We start from the raw sequence: 18444 nt of genomic DNA, 5'->3' as shown, positions 1-18444 counted from the left end.
AAAGCACCAACCATAACTAGCTGGATGGCTTGCTGCCGATTAGGTTTTGGTTGGATTGAGGCCAATCATCTTGGTTAGTTGATAGGTATACTTGATAAATTGTTAATACATTAAGGTATAAAGCTTACGTCGATATTTACTGACTAATGCATCACCATCAGGTAAAGACTTCAATACATCAAGTAATAAATCTTTACTGGCTGTATCTGCGCCATCTTTTTGTACCAGTAAAAACAGCATTGACAGTGCTTCGTCATGGCGATTTACTTGGCTATATTGCGCGGCTAATTTTTGTTGCAACTCAACATTGTCAGGCTCACTTGCTAACTGTTGCTCCAGCGCTTGAATCTCAGGAGAATCAGCTGCCTGACTTGCTAACTCTAATCTTGCCATTAATGATTGGTAACTACTGTCTTGATCGACCATTTTAATGCTTTTCAGCAACGCTTCTGCTTCTGTAATTTTACCAGTTTGAATATATACATTAGCCAGTACTAATTTAATATCAGCGCGTTCGTTATCAAGTTGGAAAGCTTGAGTGATAACAGGAAATGCTTCAGCAACTTTGTTTGCTGCTAAAAGTTCGTTAGCTTGCGACAATAAAATATCTTGCTCTTTGGGTAAATATTTACCTAAAAACTCATTAATGGTTTCATCTGTTTGTGGTCCGGTTAGACCATCAAGGGGCTGGCCGTCTTTCACTAAAATGACAGTTGGTAAACCTTGAATACCAAATTGTTGAGCTATTTGTCCCTGAGTTTCACAATCAACTGTAGTGAATAGTATTGTGTCGCTAAAATTAGCCAATGCACTAGTCAACTTATCTCTTAGTTCAACACTTTCAGGTACTTGTTGAGCCCAAAAATCGACCAATACAAGTTTGTTTTTTGATTCTTCGATAATAACTTGTTGAAAGTTTTCTAAGGTGATCGCGAGAGAATTTGTCATCAATGCAGTTCCAATAATAAAGAGATATGTTATTTTAAGTGGGGTCAAACCCTAAAGATGCAAGCAAATGGACTAAATATTTCTTTTATGCTGTGCTTATAATTAAGCCCAAGTGTATAACAGCAGCATTAATGAACTGCTCAGCTATAATTTTTGAATGCCTTGACCCACAACGGTTTAATAAATATTTGACTAATCTAACTGTCCTATTTTTCGCTGAGTGGAAAACAAGTGGGCGACCATTTAGTTTGACCCCGTAGTTTAATAAGTTCATAATTTGGCGGAATTTTTTGTTTTGAATTAGGTAGTTAAATGTCATTAGATAAGATCATTATTGTTTTCGCCGTAATTACCTCTATCTTATGGTATTTAAATCGAGGAAAAAGCAGTAGAAAAACTCATCGTGCTCAGAATCTTACTGCTAGACGCAGTCAATCCCCAACGGCTAAGTTACGCAGCATATCATCAAGCCCTCAGGCGCATCTAAATCTTATTCCTAAACAAAGTGATGTAATGAATAACTCCGAAGATTTTCTGGATTTTAAATTACTACGTTTTGATATTTTCAATAAAAAACAGCAGCAAACAATTGATGAAATGAGTCAATGCATCCGTCAACCAAACCCCTTATTGCTAGGCTTGACTAGCGGCGAGCTTGAACCAAAAGAGTTAATAGCGCTGATAAAGTCAGATGCAGAAATGACGGCCAAAATTATTAACACCGTAAATTCTTCACTTTTCTCCTTGCGACAACCCATTGAAAGCATTCACCATGCCATTGTATTTATGGGGGTAACGGCGGTAAAAAGTATCGCTATACAATTTATCTTGCAACAAAGTCTATCATTTGAAAATAAAGACCAAGCTGCAGCCTATAAAAAAATATGGATATCTAGTTATTTATCTAGTTCCTTTGTATTTTTACTTGCCAAACATTTAGATAAGAAAAATGCTGCTGAATTATCTACCTTATGCTTGCTAATAAGCTTGGGAGATATGACGATGCTCTCTTATAAACCATCAACCGCTAACCTCTATTTGAGCCAGGCTTCATTGTTCGAAAGAGTGCGCGACGGGCAATTATCTTTGGATATAAATTCGTCTGTAATCGGCAAAGTTTTAGCCGAGCGCTGGAAGCTACCCAAATCTATTGTCGAGGGTATTGGTAACAGTCTAAACCCTTTAATTAATGATAAATTAAACAATGATCTGCCGATTGAAGATGCTCAAAACACTTTGCTATGTTATTTCTCATGCCGCCTAGGTGATTTAATTGCCTTTGACGGAGTTAAAGATATTTTTCAAATTGGAGACGATGGTGTAGAGGCTTTGAATAGCTTGGACTTCTTTCATGTACAAAAAAATATAGAACAAGTCGGGCTAGAAAAAATTAGCCATTTATTCAGAGATCAAAGTTTTATCAGCAAAGCAAAGAAGCTCATTGCTCAGATTGCCGTTTAAGCGTTGCGCTCTGGTTGCTTTTTGGTTTACTTATTTATTAGAAAAATGAATACAAAAACAAACAAGCAATGTGAGCATTTATAGGGATAGTCAAACATATTTATCACAGTTTTTTGTCATTTAAAAGTTAAGTAAAATACTGCACATTGCTTGATGTAAAGTTAAAGCTCTTTGCCTCGTTTAAATTCCCTAAAGCATTAAACATGAGGTTCAGAGCGTTTAACTTTTATTAAATAACTAATATTATCGTTTAAACTTTTTGCAGCAATTCTCGAGCAATAATTACTTTTTGAATTTCACTCGTGCCTTCATAAATTGACGTTACACGCACATCACGCGCCATGCGTTCAAGCGGATACTCTTTGACATAACCCGCACCACCCATAAGCTGTAATGCGTCGTAACAAGCTTTATTAGCATTTTCAGTGGCAAACAGCTTAGCCATTGAAGCTGCCATGCCAAAAGGCTGACCTTGATCTTTCGTGTAGGCTGCTTGCATTAGAAGTAATCTTGCGGCTTCCATCTCAGTATAGCGCTCGGCTAACTTCCATTGTAAACCTTGAAAATTAGCAAGTGATTGCCCAAATTGCTTACGGTCAACAATATAAGCTTTAGCATAATCAAGTGCGGCAAGACCAACACCTAATGCTAATGAACCAATGCCGATACGACCACCCGCTAACTCTCCAACAGCAACGCCAAAACCTTTATTTTCAGCGCCCATCATCGCTGACGCTGGCACGCGACAGTTGTTAAAATGAACTTCATTCGTCGGTGACGCTTTTTGGCCCATTTTTTCTTCAGCTTTGCCAATAGTAATACCGGCAGTGTCTGCTTCAACAATAAAACACGAAATACCCTTACCTTTTTTTGCATCTGGGTCTGTAACCGCCCACACTACAAAAACGTCAGCAAACGAACCACTGGTAATATAAAGCTTACTGCCATTGATAATATAGTCATCGCCGTCTTTAACGGCTTGAGTTTTCATGCCTGCAGGGTCTGAGCCTGCGGTTGCTTCAGTTAAACAAAAACCACCAGCTCGATATTCACCACTACAAATTTTTGGCAGGTATTTATTTTTTTGTTCTTCGTTACCTACCGCTTGAATAACTTCAGCGACCATATTAGTCACCGATGTTGTAACAGCCGTTGATGCACAAGCACGCGCTATTTCGGTTATAGCTAAACTAAAGGCAACCGTGCCAGCTTCAACACCGCCATATTCAGCTTTAATATTTAAGCCCATAAAACCTAACTCATTTAATTGAGCCAAGTTTTTTAAAAACAAATTTTGATCCATTGTTTCATCAAGCTTTGCTGCTACAGGTGCTAATTCACTATCGGCAAATTTACGTGCCATATCTTGAATCATTATTTGTTCTTCAGTTAAAGACAAATCCATTAAACTTCTCACTTTTTATTAGCTGAATATCTATCATTACCGGTTAACTGGCAGTTAATTCACGATAAAAAAAGCCCGATAGATAATTATTACTATTAAGGTAAATAAAGTAATGCCAAGTACAAACTACTCACTTGGTATGTGTATATATTTTTTATAACAAAAACGCGCCAAAGCGCGTTTATTTATAAGTTACATGCATTGTAACAATTATCCGACAACAAACCAAAGCAGACCAACGCCAAGCACTAAACGATAAATAACAAATGGCATCATGCCTATTTTGTTGACTAAAATAAGAAAATAATGAATACAAGCATAAGCACTAGCAAACGCTATCACACTGCCCAAGCCCATTGCTGACCAGTCTACAGCTCCTGCTTCTAGTATCAGCTTTAACGTCAAATAACTGCCTGCCATAGCAATAGCAGGAATAGAGAGTAAAAAAGAAAAACGCGCGGCATTTTCTCTACTTAAACCTAACATCAAGCCGATGGTCATCGTAATACCAGAGCGTGATGTCCCCGGAATCAACGCTATTGCTTGTGCTAGGCCAATTAACATAGCGCCTTTAAAACCTAAATTTTCAATGCTCTTGTTTTGTTTTGCTTTTATGTCAGCAAAACCCAGCAAAAAGCCAAATAATAATGTTGTCGCGGCAATAACAAGCGCACTACGCAGATGTTCTTCAATAAAATCTTTACCTAGTAAACCAAATAAACCTGCAGGTATAGTGGCAAATATAATCCACCAAGCTAATTTACCATCGAAATTATCGCGCTCGCCTTTCAGTGTGCCAAACCATGCTACGGCCATATTGCCCACTTCTTTGCGAAAATATAATACTACGGCTAATAAGGTACCAACATGCACGGCAACATCAAACGCCAAACCTTGATCTTCCCAGCCAAAAACCGCTGAAGGTAAAATTAAATGTGCCGAACTCGAAATCGGCAAAAACTCGGTTAAACCTTGTATTAACGCTAAAATAAAAACTTCAATTGTGCTCATACTGATTATATTTCCTTATTTACTCTCGCCCAAATTAAAGGCACTTTTTTTATCTGCTGTTGATTTTGATCGTATTGTTGCCATAACTCTTCATAGCTTTGGTCGACAATAGGGTGAACCAAATGCCCTGCTATTTCAGCTAACGGCCATAAGACAAAAGCATTTGTAGTAATTTCATTACGTGGTATTTGCGCGGGTTCTTCTGTAATAATCACATCATAAAGTAATAAATCTAAATCTAACGTGCGCGGACTAAACTTCTTAGCATTCAGGCTTCGACCATGAGCAAACTCTATTTCTCTTAGTGTTTCGGCAACTTCAGCTAGGGTTAGCTCAGTACTTACACCCACCACCATATTGTAAAACGCTTTACCAGCAAACCCGACCGCTTCACTTTCAAATAGCGATGACAAAGTTAACGTACCAAAAGCATCAGTTAATGCATTAAGTCCCTGCTCAATATAATGTTGACGATTAATATTGCTACCAAGCGAAATATATATTTCTACCATTACAGTGCTTGGCCTGACAACGTGGTACCACGTTCAATTTCCACACCTACTGTCTTAGCATTATGTACTGCAGTTGGTTTCATTAATTTTAAACGTAACCAAGGAATCTGATATTTACCAATGAGAAATGCGGCAATACGCTCGGCAAGTGTTTCAATTAAATCAACCGGATTCGCATTAGCAAACTCGACTATAGCTTCAGAAATTGCCGCGTAATCAAGCGTTTTAGCTAGCTCATCATTCTCTGCCGCACTTGCTGTATTCCAGCCCATAGCTAGATCGATGACCAGTGTTTGCTTTATTTCTTTTTCCCACGGGTAAAAACCAATGGTTGTTTGAAAGGTTAATCCTTCAATATAGACTTTATCCACACTAAAACCTTATTTATGCAACGGCGTTATCGAATAGAACAAACAATCGCCATACTTGCTTTAAAAATAAATGGCGAGTTTACCTGTGCGGGTCTAGAAAAACTAGTAAACATCACGCTACAATGGCAAAAAGCTAAAAAGAAAAGCTTATTTTTACAGCTTTTGCTAACGACTGCTTTGGAAGGAGCTGAGTATCACTAGTTTACTTGTCACATTTATAATGGTTGTTATGGCTTACTTAGTAGGTTCAATTTCGAGTGCCATTTTACTTTGTAAGCTATTGAATTTACCTGATCCTCGCGCTACTGGCTCTAAAAATCCTGGCGCTACAAATGTATTACGCATTAGTAATAAATTTGTCGCCGCATCTGTGCTAATTTTTGACATACTAAAAGGCACATTACCTGTATGGGGTGGCTATTTTTTAGGTTTAGACCCCGTATACTTGGGCATGATTGCTGTCGCGGCTTGTTTAGGGCACATGTACCCAATATTCTTCAATTTTGAAGGTGGGAAAGCTGTTGCAACAGCATTTGGCGTGCTTTTACCAATTGGTTTAGATTTAGGTGGGTTACTTGTTTTAACCTGGTTATTAGTCGCTAAAGTTACACGTTATTCAAGCTTGGCTGCCATTGTTACTGTATCTATGGCACCCATTTATACTTGGTTATTAAAACCTATTTATGTCTACCCTGTTTTAATGTTATCTGGGCTGATTATATTTCGACATAGAGAAAATATAATCAGACTTATACAGGGCACAGAATCAAAAATATCCTTTACTAAAAAATAACCTTGTTTCATCACAGGTATATTTTGCCCAATCTAAATAGGCTCTAAAGTATCTAATGGCCAACGCGGCGTTGCTTTAAAGGTTAAATCTGTATCTACACCTGCTTTTAAACGCTGCAAACCTGCGTAGGCAATCATGGCACCGTTATCGGTACAAAACTCAGGTCTAGGGTAGAATACTTCGCCACCAAGCTTCTTCGTGATCTCGGCTAACTTTTCTCTTAACGCCGTATTAGCACTGACACCACCGGCAATAACTAAACGATTTAAATCACATTGTTTTAATGCTCTTTTACATTTAATGGCTAAAGTATCAACTACCGCTTCTTGAAAGGCATAAGCAATATCAGCTTGTGTCTGCACTTTTTGCTCAGGGGTTAATTCTGTTTGTTCTTCTTTTCGAATAGTATTAGCCGCTGAGGTTTTCAAACCACTGAAGCTAAAGTCGAGTCCGGGTCTATCAGTCATAGGGCGTGGAAATTTATATCGCCCCTTTCGACCACTTTCCGCCATTTTCGCTAATACGGGTCCGCCTGGGTAATCAAGGCCAAGTAATTTAGCTGTTTTATCAAATGCTTCACCGGCGGCGTCATCCACTGACTCGCCCAGCAATTCATAATGACCAATACCATCAACACGAACCAACATGGTATGTCCACCCGACACTAATAAGGCAACAAATGGGAAGTCAGGGACATTCTCTTCCAGCATTGGCGCTAATAAATGCCCTTCCATATGATGTACAGGTACGGCCGGTAAGTTCCAGCCATAAGCCAAGCTTCGACCAATTGAGCAGCCAACTAATAAAGCCCCAACTAATCCTGGCCCGGCAGTATAAGCAACGCCATCTAGGTCCGCAGGTGTTAAATTAGCGTCGGCGAGTACTTCTTTGATTAAGGGAATTGTTTTACGAACATGATCGCGTGATGCCAACTCAGGCACGACGCCACCATAATCAGCATGAACGGCAATTTGGCTATATAACCTGTGAGCCACTATGCCTTCGGGTAAATTACCTTCACCATCGTCGTAAATGGCAATGCCGGTTTCATCACAAGAAGTTTCAATACCTAAAATTCGCATAGTTTTTCTTTACCTAGCAGGGTTACGTCAATATAAGAAGTCGACTAATTGCAAGCATAAAGAAAGCAGCAGTCATTTGGCCGATGATTTTACCTATGCCACAAGCAACTTTCAATTTATAGCGTATAAAAGATAGTTAAATTTATTTTAGAACACCCACAGACAGCAATAGGTCAACGAAAACAGCGTGATTATTCATATTACTTGACTAAGGCCAGTCTATAGGCGGCAATTTCAGCAAAATATAGCTGAAAAAGTTATTACTCCTTTACATTAGCGTATCGTTCGCATTAGAATATGTCACCAATTTTTAATAGAGTGGGTGAAGATGAGGCCATGTGGCTGAAATCAGACACCGATTTAATATAGATTTCTAACTAAGGTAACACAGTACATGCCAGTAATTAAAGTAAGAGAAAACGAACCATTTGACGTTGCATTACGTCGTTTTAAACGTTCATGTGAAAAAGCAGGTATCCTTTCAGAAGTTCGCCGTCGCGAATCTTACGAAAAGCCAACTTGGGAACGTAAGCGTAAAAAAGCAGCAGCAGTAAAACGTGCAGCTAAAAAAGTTTCTCGTGAGAACGCTCGTCGCGTTCGCATGTACTAAGAATACAATACCTTAGTAAATCCTAAGCCAACTGAGTTAACTTAAGCGTATATTAACTATGAGTCTACTTAGCCAACTTAAAGATGAAATGAAAAATGCCATGCGTGCTAAAGACAAACTTCGTCTTGGCGTAATTCGTATGGCACTCTCTGCGATAAAGCAGGCAGAAATAGACCACAATACAGAAGCAACTGATGACAATGTCATTGTTTTGTTGACCAAAATGGTTAAACAACGCAAAGAATCTATCAAAATGTTTACTGAAGGTGGTCGCGATGAATTAGCAGCTAAAGAAGCTGCAGAAATAGTCGCCTTAGAAGATTTTCTACCGCAACCATTATCAGCAGATGAAATTAACCAACTGATCACAAAAGCAATTGCCGATACCGGGGCAGCTTCAATGGCTGACATGGGTAAAGTAATGGCGGTGTTAAAACCGCAAATGCAAGGCAAAGCTGATATGGGCGCTGTAAGTGGCCAAATCAGAGCAATTTTAAACAGTTAGTTAAACTTCCTTTTGAACTTCAATGTTCATTCTGAATATAAACCGCGATAGCTTAGGCCTCGCGGTTTTATTTTAATTAGAGTGCAATAACTTACTATTCTTGACACCTTATTTGTGTAAAATAGTGTTTTATCTGGATGTAATGAAACTATGGCTGGTATGATCCCTCGACAGTTTATTGATGACTTATTGGCAAGAGCCGATATTGTAGAATTGATAGATTCTCGCGTACCATTAAAGAAAGCAGGTAAAAATTACCAAGCTTGTTGTCCATTTCATACCGAAAAATCGCCCTCTTTTAGTGTTAGCCAAGATAAACAATTTTATCACTGTTTCGGCTGTGGTGAACACGGCAATGCCATTTCATTTTTGATGGAGTTTGACCGTCTAGAGTTTCCAGATGCTGTTGAAGAGTTAGCTTCCCATTACAATATGGACGTGCCACGCGAACAAAACACGCGCTCACCCGCACAACAAAAACAAGATCAAAAAGCCTACATACAAAAACAAGACGACTATGAATTAATGGCGCAAATAAGCCGTTTTTTCCAACAACAATTAAAAGTAGCTGCAGATAAAGATGTAGCGATAAATTACTTAAAAGGCCGAGGTTTAAGCGGCGAAATTGTTAAGCGTTTTGGTATAGGTTACATCAGTGATGCCTGGGATGGCATGATGAAAGTATTTGGGCGCACTGGTCAAATAAATCAGCAACTCGTTGATTTAGGTATGGCTATTCAAGGTGATAAAAACAAACCTTATGACCGCTTCAGAGGTCGCATTCAATTTCCTATTCGTGATAAACGTGGTCGCGTTATTGGCTTTGGTGGCCGAGTATTAAGTGACGGCACCCCTAAATATCTTAACTCACCAGAAACCCGTATTTATCACAAAGGCCAAGAACTCTATGGTTTGTTCGAAGCCAAACAAGCCATCAAACAACTGACACGGTTAGTGGTAGTTGAAGGCTACATGGATGTTGTTGCACTTGCTCAACATGGTGTTGACTACGCAGTTGCATCACTTGGCACCGCGACAACGCCAGAACAATTACAAACGTTATTTCGAACCGTAAAAGAAGTTATTTGTTGCTACGATGGTGACCGCGCTGGCCGTGATGCTGCATGGCGTGCAATGGATAATGCCCTGCCGCTAATACAAGACGGTTACAGTCTGAAATTTGTTTTCTTGCCTGACGGCGAAGACCCAGATTCGATGATCAGAGAAAAAGGCCAAGCGGCATTTGAAGAAATTTTAGATAATGCCACGCCATTGTCAGAGTTTTTACTGTCAAACCTTTCTGAACAAACAGATCTTCGCACCAATGAAGGTACTTCAAAACTTATTGAATTATTTCAGCCTTATTTGAATAAATTACCAGAAAGTTTCTTAAAGCAGAGCATCATTACCTCGATTGCCAATAAGTTTGCCCGCGGCAGTGAAAAAAGACTTGAAGAGCTGCGACGTATCTACAGTAAAGATGAAAAAACTAAGCGAATTGCTAAAACTAAAATCACTCCAGTTAGACTAGCTATTGCATTATTACTCGAACATCCCCATATAGTAGAAACATTACCTGATCCTGCTATTTTAAAAGAATTACAGATGCCAGGTATACCTTTGCTGAACACGCTGCTAGAGCTATGCAAGCAAAATCCAAAGGTAAATAGTGCCCAGTTAATTGAGCACTTTAGAGGCCAGGAAGCCGGAAAACAGTTAACAAAATTGATGTGTTTAGAACATCATGTTGAAGCAGAAAACGCCGAAAGCATGTTTTTAGATTTAATTGAAAACTTTTTAAATGTTTTTATTGAACAACGCACAGAGCAATTATTAGAAAAAGAACGTAACGTCGGATTAACGTTAACCGAGAAGCAAGAATTGCACGGTTTACTTAGCGCGTAGATAAAATATCGTTCAAATTAGATTTAGAACAAATAGAAGCGCAGTTTATCGCTGGTAATTTAGTAAATATTTAGCTATAATTTCCGGCTTACTGTTGTAATTTTGATAGCCATAAATAGGTGGACACTCGTCAATGGATCAAGCCCCGCAATCTAGACTTAAAGAGTTAATAATCAAAGGTAAAGAGCAAGGTTATTTAACTTTTGCACAAGTTAACGATCATCTCCCTCAGGATATTATCGATTCAGATCAAGTTGAAGATATCATTCGAATGATTAACGACATGGGTATTCAGGTGTTTGAAAACGCTCCTGATAACGACACGTTAATGATGAGTGAAGCAAATACTGATGAAGATGCTGCTGAAGCTGCTGCGCAAGCACTTGCTACCGTTGAAAGTGAAATCGGTCGTACTACAGATCCCGTTCGCATGTATATGCGTGAAATGGGTACAGTAGAGCTATTGACGCGTAAAGGCGAAATAGTTATCGCCAAGCGCATCGAAGAAGGTATCAAAGAAGTACAACGTTCTGTTTCTGAATATCCGCCAGCAATTAACTATTTGCTTGAGCAATGGGATAATTTTGAAGCTGAAGAAGTTCGCTTAAGCGATATTATCGTTGGCTTTTTAGACCCTGACGCTGAAGATGAAGAAATTCCTGCTGCCGCTACTCATATCGGTTCAGAGCTTTCTAAAGAAGAATTAGCTGACGAAGATAAGTCTGATGATGATGAAGACGAGGAAGAAGAAGATACAGGTCCTTGTCCTGAAGAAGCGCGTGAAAAATTCACGGCTTTGCGTGAAGCATACGAATTTGCTAATAACGTCATCAAAACTAAAGGTCGCGGTCATGCAGATGCACAAGCAGCAATTGACGCGTTAGCAGAAGTATTTAAAGAATTTAGAATCGTACCAAAAGTATTTGATCGACTAGTGAAAAACATGCGCAGCGTTATGGACCGTTTACGAGTTCAAGAACGCTTGATCATGAAACACTGTGTGGTTGGTGCGGGTATGCCAAAAACAACCTTCATAAAAATCTTCCCTGGTAACGAAACCTCGAAAAATTGGTTTGAAGAGCAAAAAGCTGCAGGCCTTCCGCATTCAAAAAGAATGGCTGACATCGAATTAGATGTTGAGCGCTGTATCTATAAACTGAACATGTTAGAAGAAGAAACCTATCTTAACGTTCATGGCATAAAAGACATTAACCGTCGTATGTCGATCGGCGAAGCGAAAGCTCGTCGTGCGAAAAAAGAAATGGTAGAAGCTAACTTACGTTTGGTTATCTCAATTGCGAAGAAATACACAAACCGTGGTTTACAATTCTTGGATCTTATTCAAGAAGGTAACATTGGTTTGATGAAAGCGGTTGATAAGTTTGAATACCGTCGTGGTTATAAGTTCTCAACTTATGCAACATGGTGGATACGTCAAGCAATTACACGTTCAATTGCCGATCAGGCGCGTACTATCCGTATTCCTGTACATATGATTGAAACGATTAACAAACTTAATCGTATTTCACGTCAAATGTTACAAGAAATGGGTCGCGAGCCAACACCTGAAGAATTAGCTGAACGCATGATTATGCCGGAAGATAAAATTCGCAAAGTGTTAAAAATCGCCAAAGAGCCAATTTCAATGGAAACCCCTATTGGTGATGATGAAGATTCTCACTTAGGTGACTTTATTGAAGATGGTAGCGGTGAATTGCCAGTTGACTCAGCAACGTCTGAAAACTTAAAAGATGCAACACACGAAGTATTAGCGGGCTTAACAGCACGTGAAGCTAAAGTGTTAAGAATGCGTTTTGGTATCGATATGAACACAGATCATACCTTGGAAGAAGTCGGTAAACAGTTTGACGTAACACGTGAACGTATTCGTCAAATTGAAGCTAAAGCATTACGTAAATTGCGTCACCCTTCTCGTTCTGAGCAACTTAAAAGTTTCTTAGACGGCGAATAAATATCAATGTAAGTATATTGATGTTATAGAAAAATCCAGCTTTAGCTGGATTTTTTTTGCCTTCAGTTTACCGAGCTATAGTTTTTAATAAACTAATCTTACTCCATTACTTTTCAGTTAATCTATGCTCTGGCGAAGTCAAAAAATTTACGTCAGTCAAGGTATCGAGAAAGGCTAATAAGTCCTGTTTTTCCTCCGCTGTTAGTTCAAAACCCTTGATAAACTGACTTTTCATCGAATTAGTACGGCCATCGCCTTTTAATGCGCCACTTTCAGTATTACGCCCACCTGCCGCATAAATATCAATAACTTCAGCAAGTGTCGCAACACTACCGTCATGCATATAAGGGGCTGAATGGCGAATATTTCGCAGCGTTGGCGCACGAAAACGACCATTATCTTTTGCTAATGTAGATATTTCTGCAAGCCCAATATCTTCAGTCGGATAACCAAATTGATTCGGTTTTACTTCCACATTATACAAACCGGTATTATGAAACGGCCTACGATCGATAAGTTGCTGCTCGTGAGTGGTTGATTGTGTAAAGTTAAAACCGCCATGGCAGTGATGACATTCTAAACGTTCAGAAAAAAATAAGTTCATGCCTCGAATTGCCGATTCAGAAATAGCATTATCGTCACCTAAATAAGCATAACTGTCGAAAGGTGAATTTAATGAAATTAAACTGCGGACATAACTGGCTAACGCTTTTACTATCAGCTCAAAACTAATAGCTTGCTTTGGAAAGGCTTCATTAAAAGCCCGTTGATAGGCTGCAGTATTAAATCGCGCTAGTACTTCGGCCTCATGGCCTGTAATTCCTAACTCAATGGGTGACTCATCAAACATCGGCAGCAATATTTGCTGCTCTAATGAAGTAATACTGTCATGAGCCCAAGTTAAGGTTTTATTATAAGCTATATTGACCAAGGCGGGAGCATTACGTCGATGTGTCTCACCGGTTGAGCCAATAGAAACCGCCAAGGGCTCTGAGAATGAATATTGCTGCATGTGGCAACTTTCGCAAGATTGCTGTTGATTAGCTGATAAGTTTTTATCAAAAAACAGACGTTTACCTAACGCGACTTTTTCATCACTCATCGGGTTATTTTCAGGTACTTGTGGTGTTGGAAAACCGGCCAAAACAGGCCAGTTATAGTGACTTTCTAACTTGGTAGCTTTTTCACAGCCAACTAATATCGTCGTTAAAATCACACATATTGTCGTCGCTATCAATTTATTCAACATTCGAACCTGCACTTTCACGCTTAATGTTAACGGCCTTAAATACGCGAGATTCTACCGAGGTATTTTTGCTTTTTTTAATCGGCGATAAATTGTCAAATAATTGCTGGCAACTCAGTTTATCTTGCTCTGACTGACAACTCGACGCCGATGTTAGCTCGACATTATTCAGCAGCTCGGCTAAATCAACAGAAAATTCAGGTTGATCGTCCTGGTTTTTATCTAAAGGCAGTTCAAAATGAAATGTATTTGGGTATCGGCAGGCTTGCTCTGGCGCTCGCATCACACTTGCTGATTTACAACCGGTAGATCCTAAATGAAATAGCCATTGATCATCACTCGTCGCTAGCTCAAGACGCATAAATTTATGACCCGTTTGCCAAACCCAAAACATGGAAGGTAAATTTAATGGACTTTTTTGGCTAAGTGGATTTAAGTGATTAACCTGAAATGGCACGCCCAGTGTGAAGCGAATATAAGTTCCATCATTTAATATTTGATTATCTTGCTCAATATCGATAGCCCAATTACTGCTTTTCATCATGTTTGATAATTGCTCAGCTGCTCGACAATTTGTCCCCAATAAAACCGTTTCATGTGCTTGAAAAGCTGTTTGCGTTAAATTAACTTTTTGCCAACCGGCCTTTTCTGAGCCATATTTAATATCACTAATATAAAATTGAAACTGATCCAAATACCAAGCTTTATTGCCATTATCTGCTTTAAATGGTGCTTGGCAATTCAGGACATTTTGTTGCCATAATAGCTGCACGTTTATTGACGAGCTAGGTGTTGAGTTAGCTATTGAGTTGCCTGTTAAGCCACCACTGAAAACTCCCCATACACCACAGAGAAAAATAATAAATATAACGACAAATACGTAACGCTTAGCACTTAACATCATAAGTTCCACTTAACTCTTATTACGACTATAAATATAAAATTTTCTAAAATGTTAAAACCAAGGCTACTATAACGCAGTGATTTAAAAAATATTTTAAATACGTTAAAGTTAAATATATAACATTTTATTAGCACTAGGACTATCTGATGTTTCGTATAACATGGATATATGTAGTTATCGCGACCATGCTAAACAGCTCGCTAACACTTGCCCATTCTGAACATGACAAAGCGCGTTTTGTTGCTGAGTCAGGTTCAGATACGGGTAAATGCGATCAGGTACTAAGACCTTGTAAAACTATTGCTTTCGCTGTTCAACAAGCCAATAAAGGCGATAAAATATTAGTGTCGGCCGGTGAATATAGTGTTAATTCCAGCGAAGAGTTATTTTATCTAAAAAGTGCCCTTGTTCCTATTTTAGGTGGCTATAATCGCTTTGACCATTTTCAGAGTCAAAGCCCTGATAGCAACATAACTGAATTAAAAAATATCCCCTTAGACATGGCTGAGCCTTTGCGCCAACAAGGGTTTATTATATTGGCCGACGGTAAGTCGCTATTTACTAATAATAGCCCTGAAGGTAAAGCGCTACAAAATAAACTCGATAGTTACACTACATTAAGTAAAAGGCAGGTTAGCCTCAATTGTGTTGACGGCGCCGCAGGCAGCTTTGCTTGTAATAATATCGATTTACTTGCTCATATCCCCTTGAGTGAGTTTTCTAGTAAACCTAATACCGCTAATGATATATGGGGCCATGTTGATTTAAATACCGGTGACGAATATGCGCTAATTGGTATGCGTAATGGTGTCGCTGTCGTCAATGTTACAGATCCTGAAAACCCACAAGAAGTGGGTACTATTGCGGGCCTAAACGCTAGCTGGCGAGATATCAAAGTTTATCAATATTTTGATAGCAATATTAATGCTTGGCAAGCTTATGCTTATGCCACTACTGACGGTGTTTCAGACAATGTAACCATTATTAGCCTTAACCAACTCCCCAACTCGGTCAGCTTGGTAGAGAAAAGCAAAGTCGTTACCCAAGCCCACAATGTTTACATTAGTAATGTGGATCACACGCTTAATATCGCTTTACCAGGCTTAACACCTAGTTTGCAACTTATTGGCAGTAATAGGCTTGGCGGTGCATTTCATAGCTATTCATTAGTAACACCTACCACATTAACGGCATTGCCCGACAACTATTTTGGCTCTGGCTACACTCACGACGGCGCATCAATTAACATTACTGACAACCGTAAAAATAGCCAATGTATTACCCAAGGTGATAGCTGTACTGTTTTTATCGACTTTAATGAAAAAGAAATGCAGTTATGGGATATCACCGATGCATCTGCAACTGCCTTGCTCGGCAAGGGCGAATACAACGATGTTGCAAAAATCCATCAATATATTCATTCAGGATGGGGCACTGAAGATAAACAGCATATATTCTTACATGATGAATTTGACGAGAAAGACGGCGGCTTAAATTCTACTGTACGTATTTTCTCAATTGCCGACCTTACCAACCCGACTCAAGTTGGACAATGGACAGGGCCAACCCGTGCCATCGACCATAATGGCTTTGTTCGTGGTAACCGATATTACATGTCCAACTATGAGCGTGGTTTAACTGTTTTAGATATTACCGACCCTGCAAACCCGATTGAAGTCGGCTTTTTTGACACCTATACACCGTCTAATAACCCTGGTTTTAATGGCGCTTGGGGTGCTTATCCCTTTTTACCCTCAGGTAATATTTTAGTCAGTGATATTGGTAGTGGTTTATACATTTTAAAAGACCGTACTCGTGAGTCTAGCCAAGGTAAAATAGCCTTTACCAATAAAGCCATAAACACAAGCCAAGGCGAAACCCTAACAGTTAACGTGCAACGAAGTAATGCCAGTAGTCCTGATCAGGCTGTAAGCGTTAATTATCAGCTATTGCCTGGTAGTGCCGAAGAAAATAGTGATTATACCCCAGCCGAAGGTACATTAACTTGGCAAGCCAATGATACAGCCGATAAAACTATCAGTATAGCTATTGCTAACGATTTAACGGGCGACGAATTTCAAGAAAAGTTCTTTGTGCGTTTAAGCCAACCAAGCAATAGCGCAACATTGGGCAATGTGAGCTACCTAACAGTTAATATTGACGGCCTTATCGACAGTGGTTCATTGGCATTTACAGCATCTGAAACAACCGTCGCTGAAAACCAAAGTAACCTAAATATCACACTTACACGGCAAGGTAGTTCCAATGGTGAGGTTGCTGTTTCCTACTTATTAAGCTCTGGCTCCGCCATTATTGGTGAAGACGTTGAATCGGCTTCAGGCACGGTAAGTTGGGCAGATGGTGATTCAACAGAGAAAAACATTGAAATCATTATTATTGATGACAACGCTAGTGAAGTTAATGAAAGCTTTACCGTTGACTTATCAACGGTTGCAGGAAGTAATTTAGGTGCTATAACGCAACATACTGTAACTATTTCAGATGATGATAGTAATACAGCGCCTACAGTTACCTTATCTGAAAATAGCGAAGTAAATACTGGCGCAACAGTGAGAGTGAGTGCAACCGTAACCGATAATGAAAGTGATCCTATGACCTACTTATGGCAACAAACCGCAGGAACTGGCATCAACTTAACAAACGCTGATACTTTAACAACAAGCTTTGTAGCGCCAGCAACAGCCGGTAATATCACCCTGTCATTCACCGCCACAGACTTTAAAGGGCTATCGACAACTGAGACGCTAACGCTGACCGTTGTAGCTGCACCCGTAGCCATTATTCCACCAGTCGATAAAAAATCATCAGGCGGCGGCTCAATCGGTTTTCCTATACTTTTAATACTGACTTTAGTCATGAGAAAAATAATAAAGTTAGTCACAAAACACCTTCAGATAGCAAGCTAAGCCCATAATTGTTCAACTATTGAACTATCAAACTAATTTATCGAGTTTTTTAACGTTATAGTGGTGACAACAAAATAAAAAATGCTTATACTTCCCGCCGCTTTAAAGAACCTTTCGCGTTTATTAAAGCAAAGTAGAAAGATGGCCCCTTAGCTCAGTTGGTTAGAGCATCCGACTCATAATCGGCAGGTCCCCTGTTCTTATGTGGTATTGTAAGGATTTGCGTATTTGAAATGGCTAAAAATAGGGTATTATACCTTGTAAATAGACGGTAAAGCCGTTAATATGCGAGTTAATATCAATTGCATATTTAAAAGTAAAATTTGGCCCCTTAGCTCAGTTGGTTAGAGCGCCCGACTCATAAGTAATTGTGACCTATAGCAGTAATGCTATATGGAAAAATTGGATGAATTGCTGGAAAGCTTCGTTTCTTTGGAAACATGCCAATCAGCAGCCAAGCCTGATAAGCGTATCAGGAAGGTTCAGAGACTAGATGGTTCAGCACGATCTTGCTGTTTAATACATCACTAGCGTCCGACACCCCACCGTCTAAAGTATAATTAGATGAGGGTGATGATATAGTCCAGGCTAGTACGAAAGTATTAGATAACCAGAATCGGTAGGTCCTGTGTTCAAATCACAGAGGGGCCACCATATTATAGAAAAAAGACGCCTAGTGCGTCTTTTTTCGTTTCTAGAACTTCTTTATAAACCATCTATTTTATTACGTTTAAATCCATCTGTTTCCCCATACTTTAATCGGTCAAAGTTAAATTTTCTTTTTATATATGC

Annotated in this window: 15 protein-coding genes; 7 read left to right on the top strand and 8 right to left on the bottom strand. The window is 39.2% G+C overall.

Going from position 1 to position 18444, the window contains the following annotated elements:
• Positions 1-102 precede the first annotated feature (102 nt).
• On the bottom strand, positions 103-948 hold the full coding sequence (locus B5D82_RS02235) for a tetratricopeptide repeat protein (RefSeq protein WP_081148880.1): 846 nt from the start codon (positions 946-948) through the stop codon (positions 103-105).
• A gap of 312 nt (positions 949-1260) precedes the next feature.
• Between B5D82_RS02235 and B5D82_RS02225 the strand changes: the two genes are divergently transcribed.
• Entirely contained in the window at positions 1261-2409 is a 1149-nt protein-coding gene (locus B5D82_RS02225; protein ID WP_081148877.1) for an HDOD domain-containing protein, read from the top strand.
• Positions 2410-2659: 250 nt separating this feature from the next.
• Here B5D82_RS02225 and B5D82_RS02220 read toward each other — a convergent pair whose 3' ends face one another.
• The 4 genes from B5D82_RS02220 to folB form a co-directional block, all read right to left on the bottom strand.
• Complete coding sequence (locus B5D82_RS02220; RefSeq protein WP_081148875.1) at positions 2660-3814, bottom strand: acyl-CoA dehydrogenase family protein; 1155 nt, start codon at positions 3812-3814, stop codon at positions 2660-2662.
• 210 nt (positions 3815-4024) lie between these two features.
• Entirely contained in the window at positions 4025-4825 is an 801-nt protein-coding gene (locus B5D82_RS02215; RefSeq protein WP_081148874.1) for an undecaprenyl-diphosphate phosphatase, read from the bottom strand.
• 5 nt (positions 4826-4830) lie between these two features.
• Positions 4831-5337 carry a 2-amino-4-hydroxy-6-hydroxymethyldihydropteridine diphosphokinase gene (gene folK, locus B5D82_RS02210; protein ID WP_081148872.1) on the bottom strand — a complete coding sequence of 169 codons (507 nt, stop codon included), beginning with the start codon at positions 5335-5337 and terminating at the stop codon, positions 4831-4833.
• Positions 5337-5708, bottom strand: coding sequence for a dihydroneopterin aldolase (gene folB, locus B5D82_RS02205; RefSeq protein WP_081148870.1), 372 nt, complete (start codon positions 5706-5708; stop codon positions 5337-5339). Before folB ends, folK begins: the two co-directional genes overlap by 1 nt.
• Positions 5709-5901: 193 nt before the next feature.
• Here folB and plsY point away from each other — a divergent pair, with 193 nt between their 5' ends.
• Positions 5902-6501 (top strand): glycerol-3-phosphate 1-O-acyltransferase PlsY, encoded by a 600-nt coding sequence (gene plsY / locus B5D82_RS02195; RefSeq protein ID WP_281255947.1) that lies wholly within the window; start codon positions 5902-5904, stop codon positions 6499-6501.
• Positions 6502-6533: 32 nt separating this feature from the next.
• Here plsY and tsaD read toward each other — a convergent pair whose 3' ends face one another.
• Entirely contained in the window at positions 6534-7583 is a 1050-nt protein-coding gene (gene tsaD, locus B5D82_RS02190) for a tRNA (adenosine(37)-N6)-threonylcarbamoyltransferase complex transferase subunit TsaD (RefSeq protein WP_081148866.1), read from the bottom strand.
• A gap of 394 nt (positions 7584-7977) precedes the next feature.
• On the opposite strand from tsaD, the gene rpsU reads away from it, so the two are divergent.
• The 4 genes from rpsU (at position 7978) to rpoD (ending at position 12575) form a co-directional block, all read left to right on the top strand.
• Complete coding sequence (gene rpsU, locus B5D82_RS02185; protein ID WP_011045067.1) at positions 7978-8193, top strand: 30S ribosomal protein S21; 216 nt, start codon at positions 7978-7980, stop codon at positions 8191-8193.
• A gap of 58 nt (positions 8194-8251) precedes the next feature.
• The gene (locus tag B5D82_RS02180) at positions 8252-8698 is read left to right on the top strand and encodes a GatB/YqeY domain-containing protein (RefSeq protein WP_081148864.1); all 447 of its coding nucleotides are present in this window, start codon (positions 8252-8254) and stop codon (positions 8696-8698) included.
• Positions 8699-8848: 150 nt separating this feature from the next.
• Positions 8849-10603: a DNA primase gene (gene dnaG / locus B5D82_RS02175; protein WP_081148863.1), complete on the top strand. Its 1755-nt coding sequence runs from the start codon at positions 8849-8851 to the stop codon at positions 10601-10603.
• 133 nt (positions 10604-10736) lie between these two features.
• Positions 10737-12575, top strand: coding sequence for an RNA polymerase sigma factor RpoD (gene rpoD / locus B5D82_RS02170; RefSeq protein ID WP_081148861.1), 1839 nt, complete (start codon positions 10737-10739; stop codon positions 12573-12575).
• Between the two features lie 106 nt (positions 12576-12681).
• On the opposite strand, the gene B5D82_RS02165 is transcribed toward rpoD, so the two are convergent.
• The gene (locus B5D82_RS02165) at positions 12682-13824 is read right to left on the bottom strand and encodes an MbnH family di-heme enzyme (protein ID WP_081148859.1); all 1143 of its coding nucleotides are present in this window, start codon (positions 13822-13824) and stop codon (positions 12682-12684) included.
• Positions 13814-14725: an MbnP family copper-binding protein gene (locus B5D82_RS02160; RefSeq protein WP_157673825.1), complete on the bottom strand. Its 912-nt coding sequence runs from the start codon at positions 14723-14725 to the stop codon at positions 13814-13816. Before B5D82_RS02160 ends, B5D82_RS02165 begins: the two co-directional genes overlap by 11 nt.
• A gap of 146 nt (positions 14726-14871) precedes the next feature.
• Here B5D82_RS02160 and B5D82_RS02155 point away from each other — a divergent pair, with 146 nt between their 5' ends.
• Entirely contained in the window at positions 14872-17652 is a 2781-nt protein-coding gene (locus B5D82_RS02155; protein WP_081148856.1) for a choice-of-anchor B family protein, read from the top strand.
• Positions 17653-18444: the final 792 nt, after the last annotated feature.

The sequence above is a fragment of the Cognaticolwellia beringensis genome, assembly GCF_002076895.1.
GTDB lineage: Bacteria > Pseudomonadota > Gammaproteobacteria > Enterobacterales > Alteromonadaceae > Cognaticolwellia > Cognaticolwellia beringensis.
The sequence above is the reverse complement of the archived record's forward strand: the minus strand, read 5'-3'. Positions and strand labels throughout refer to the sequence as shown.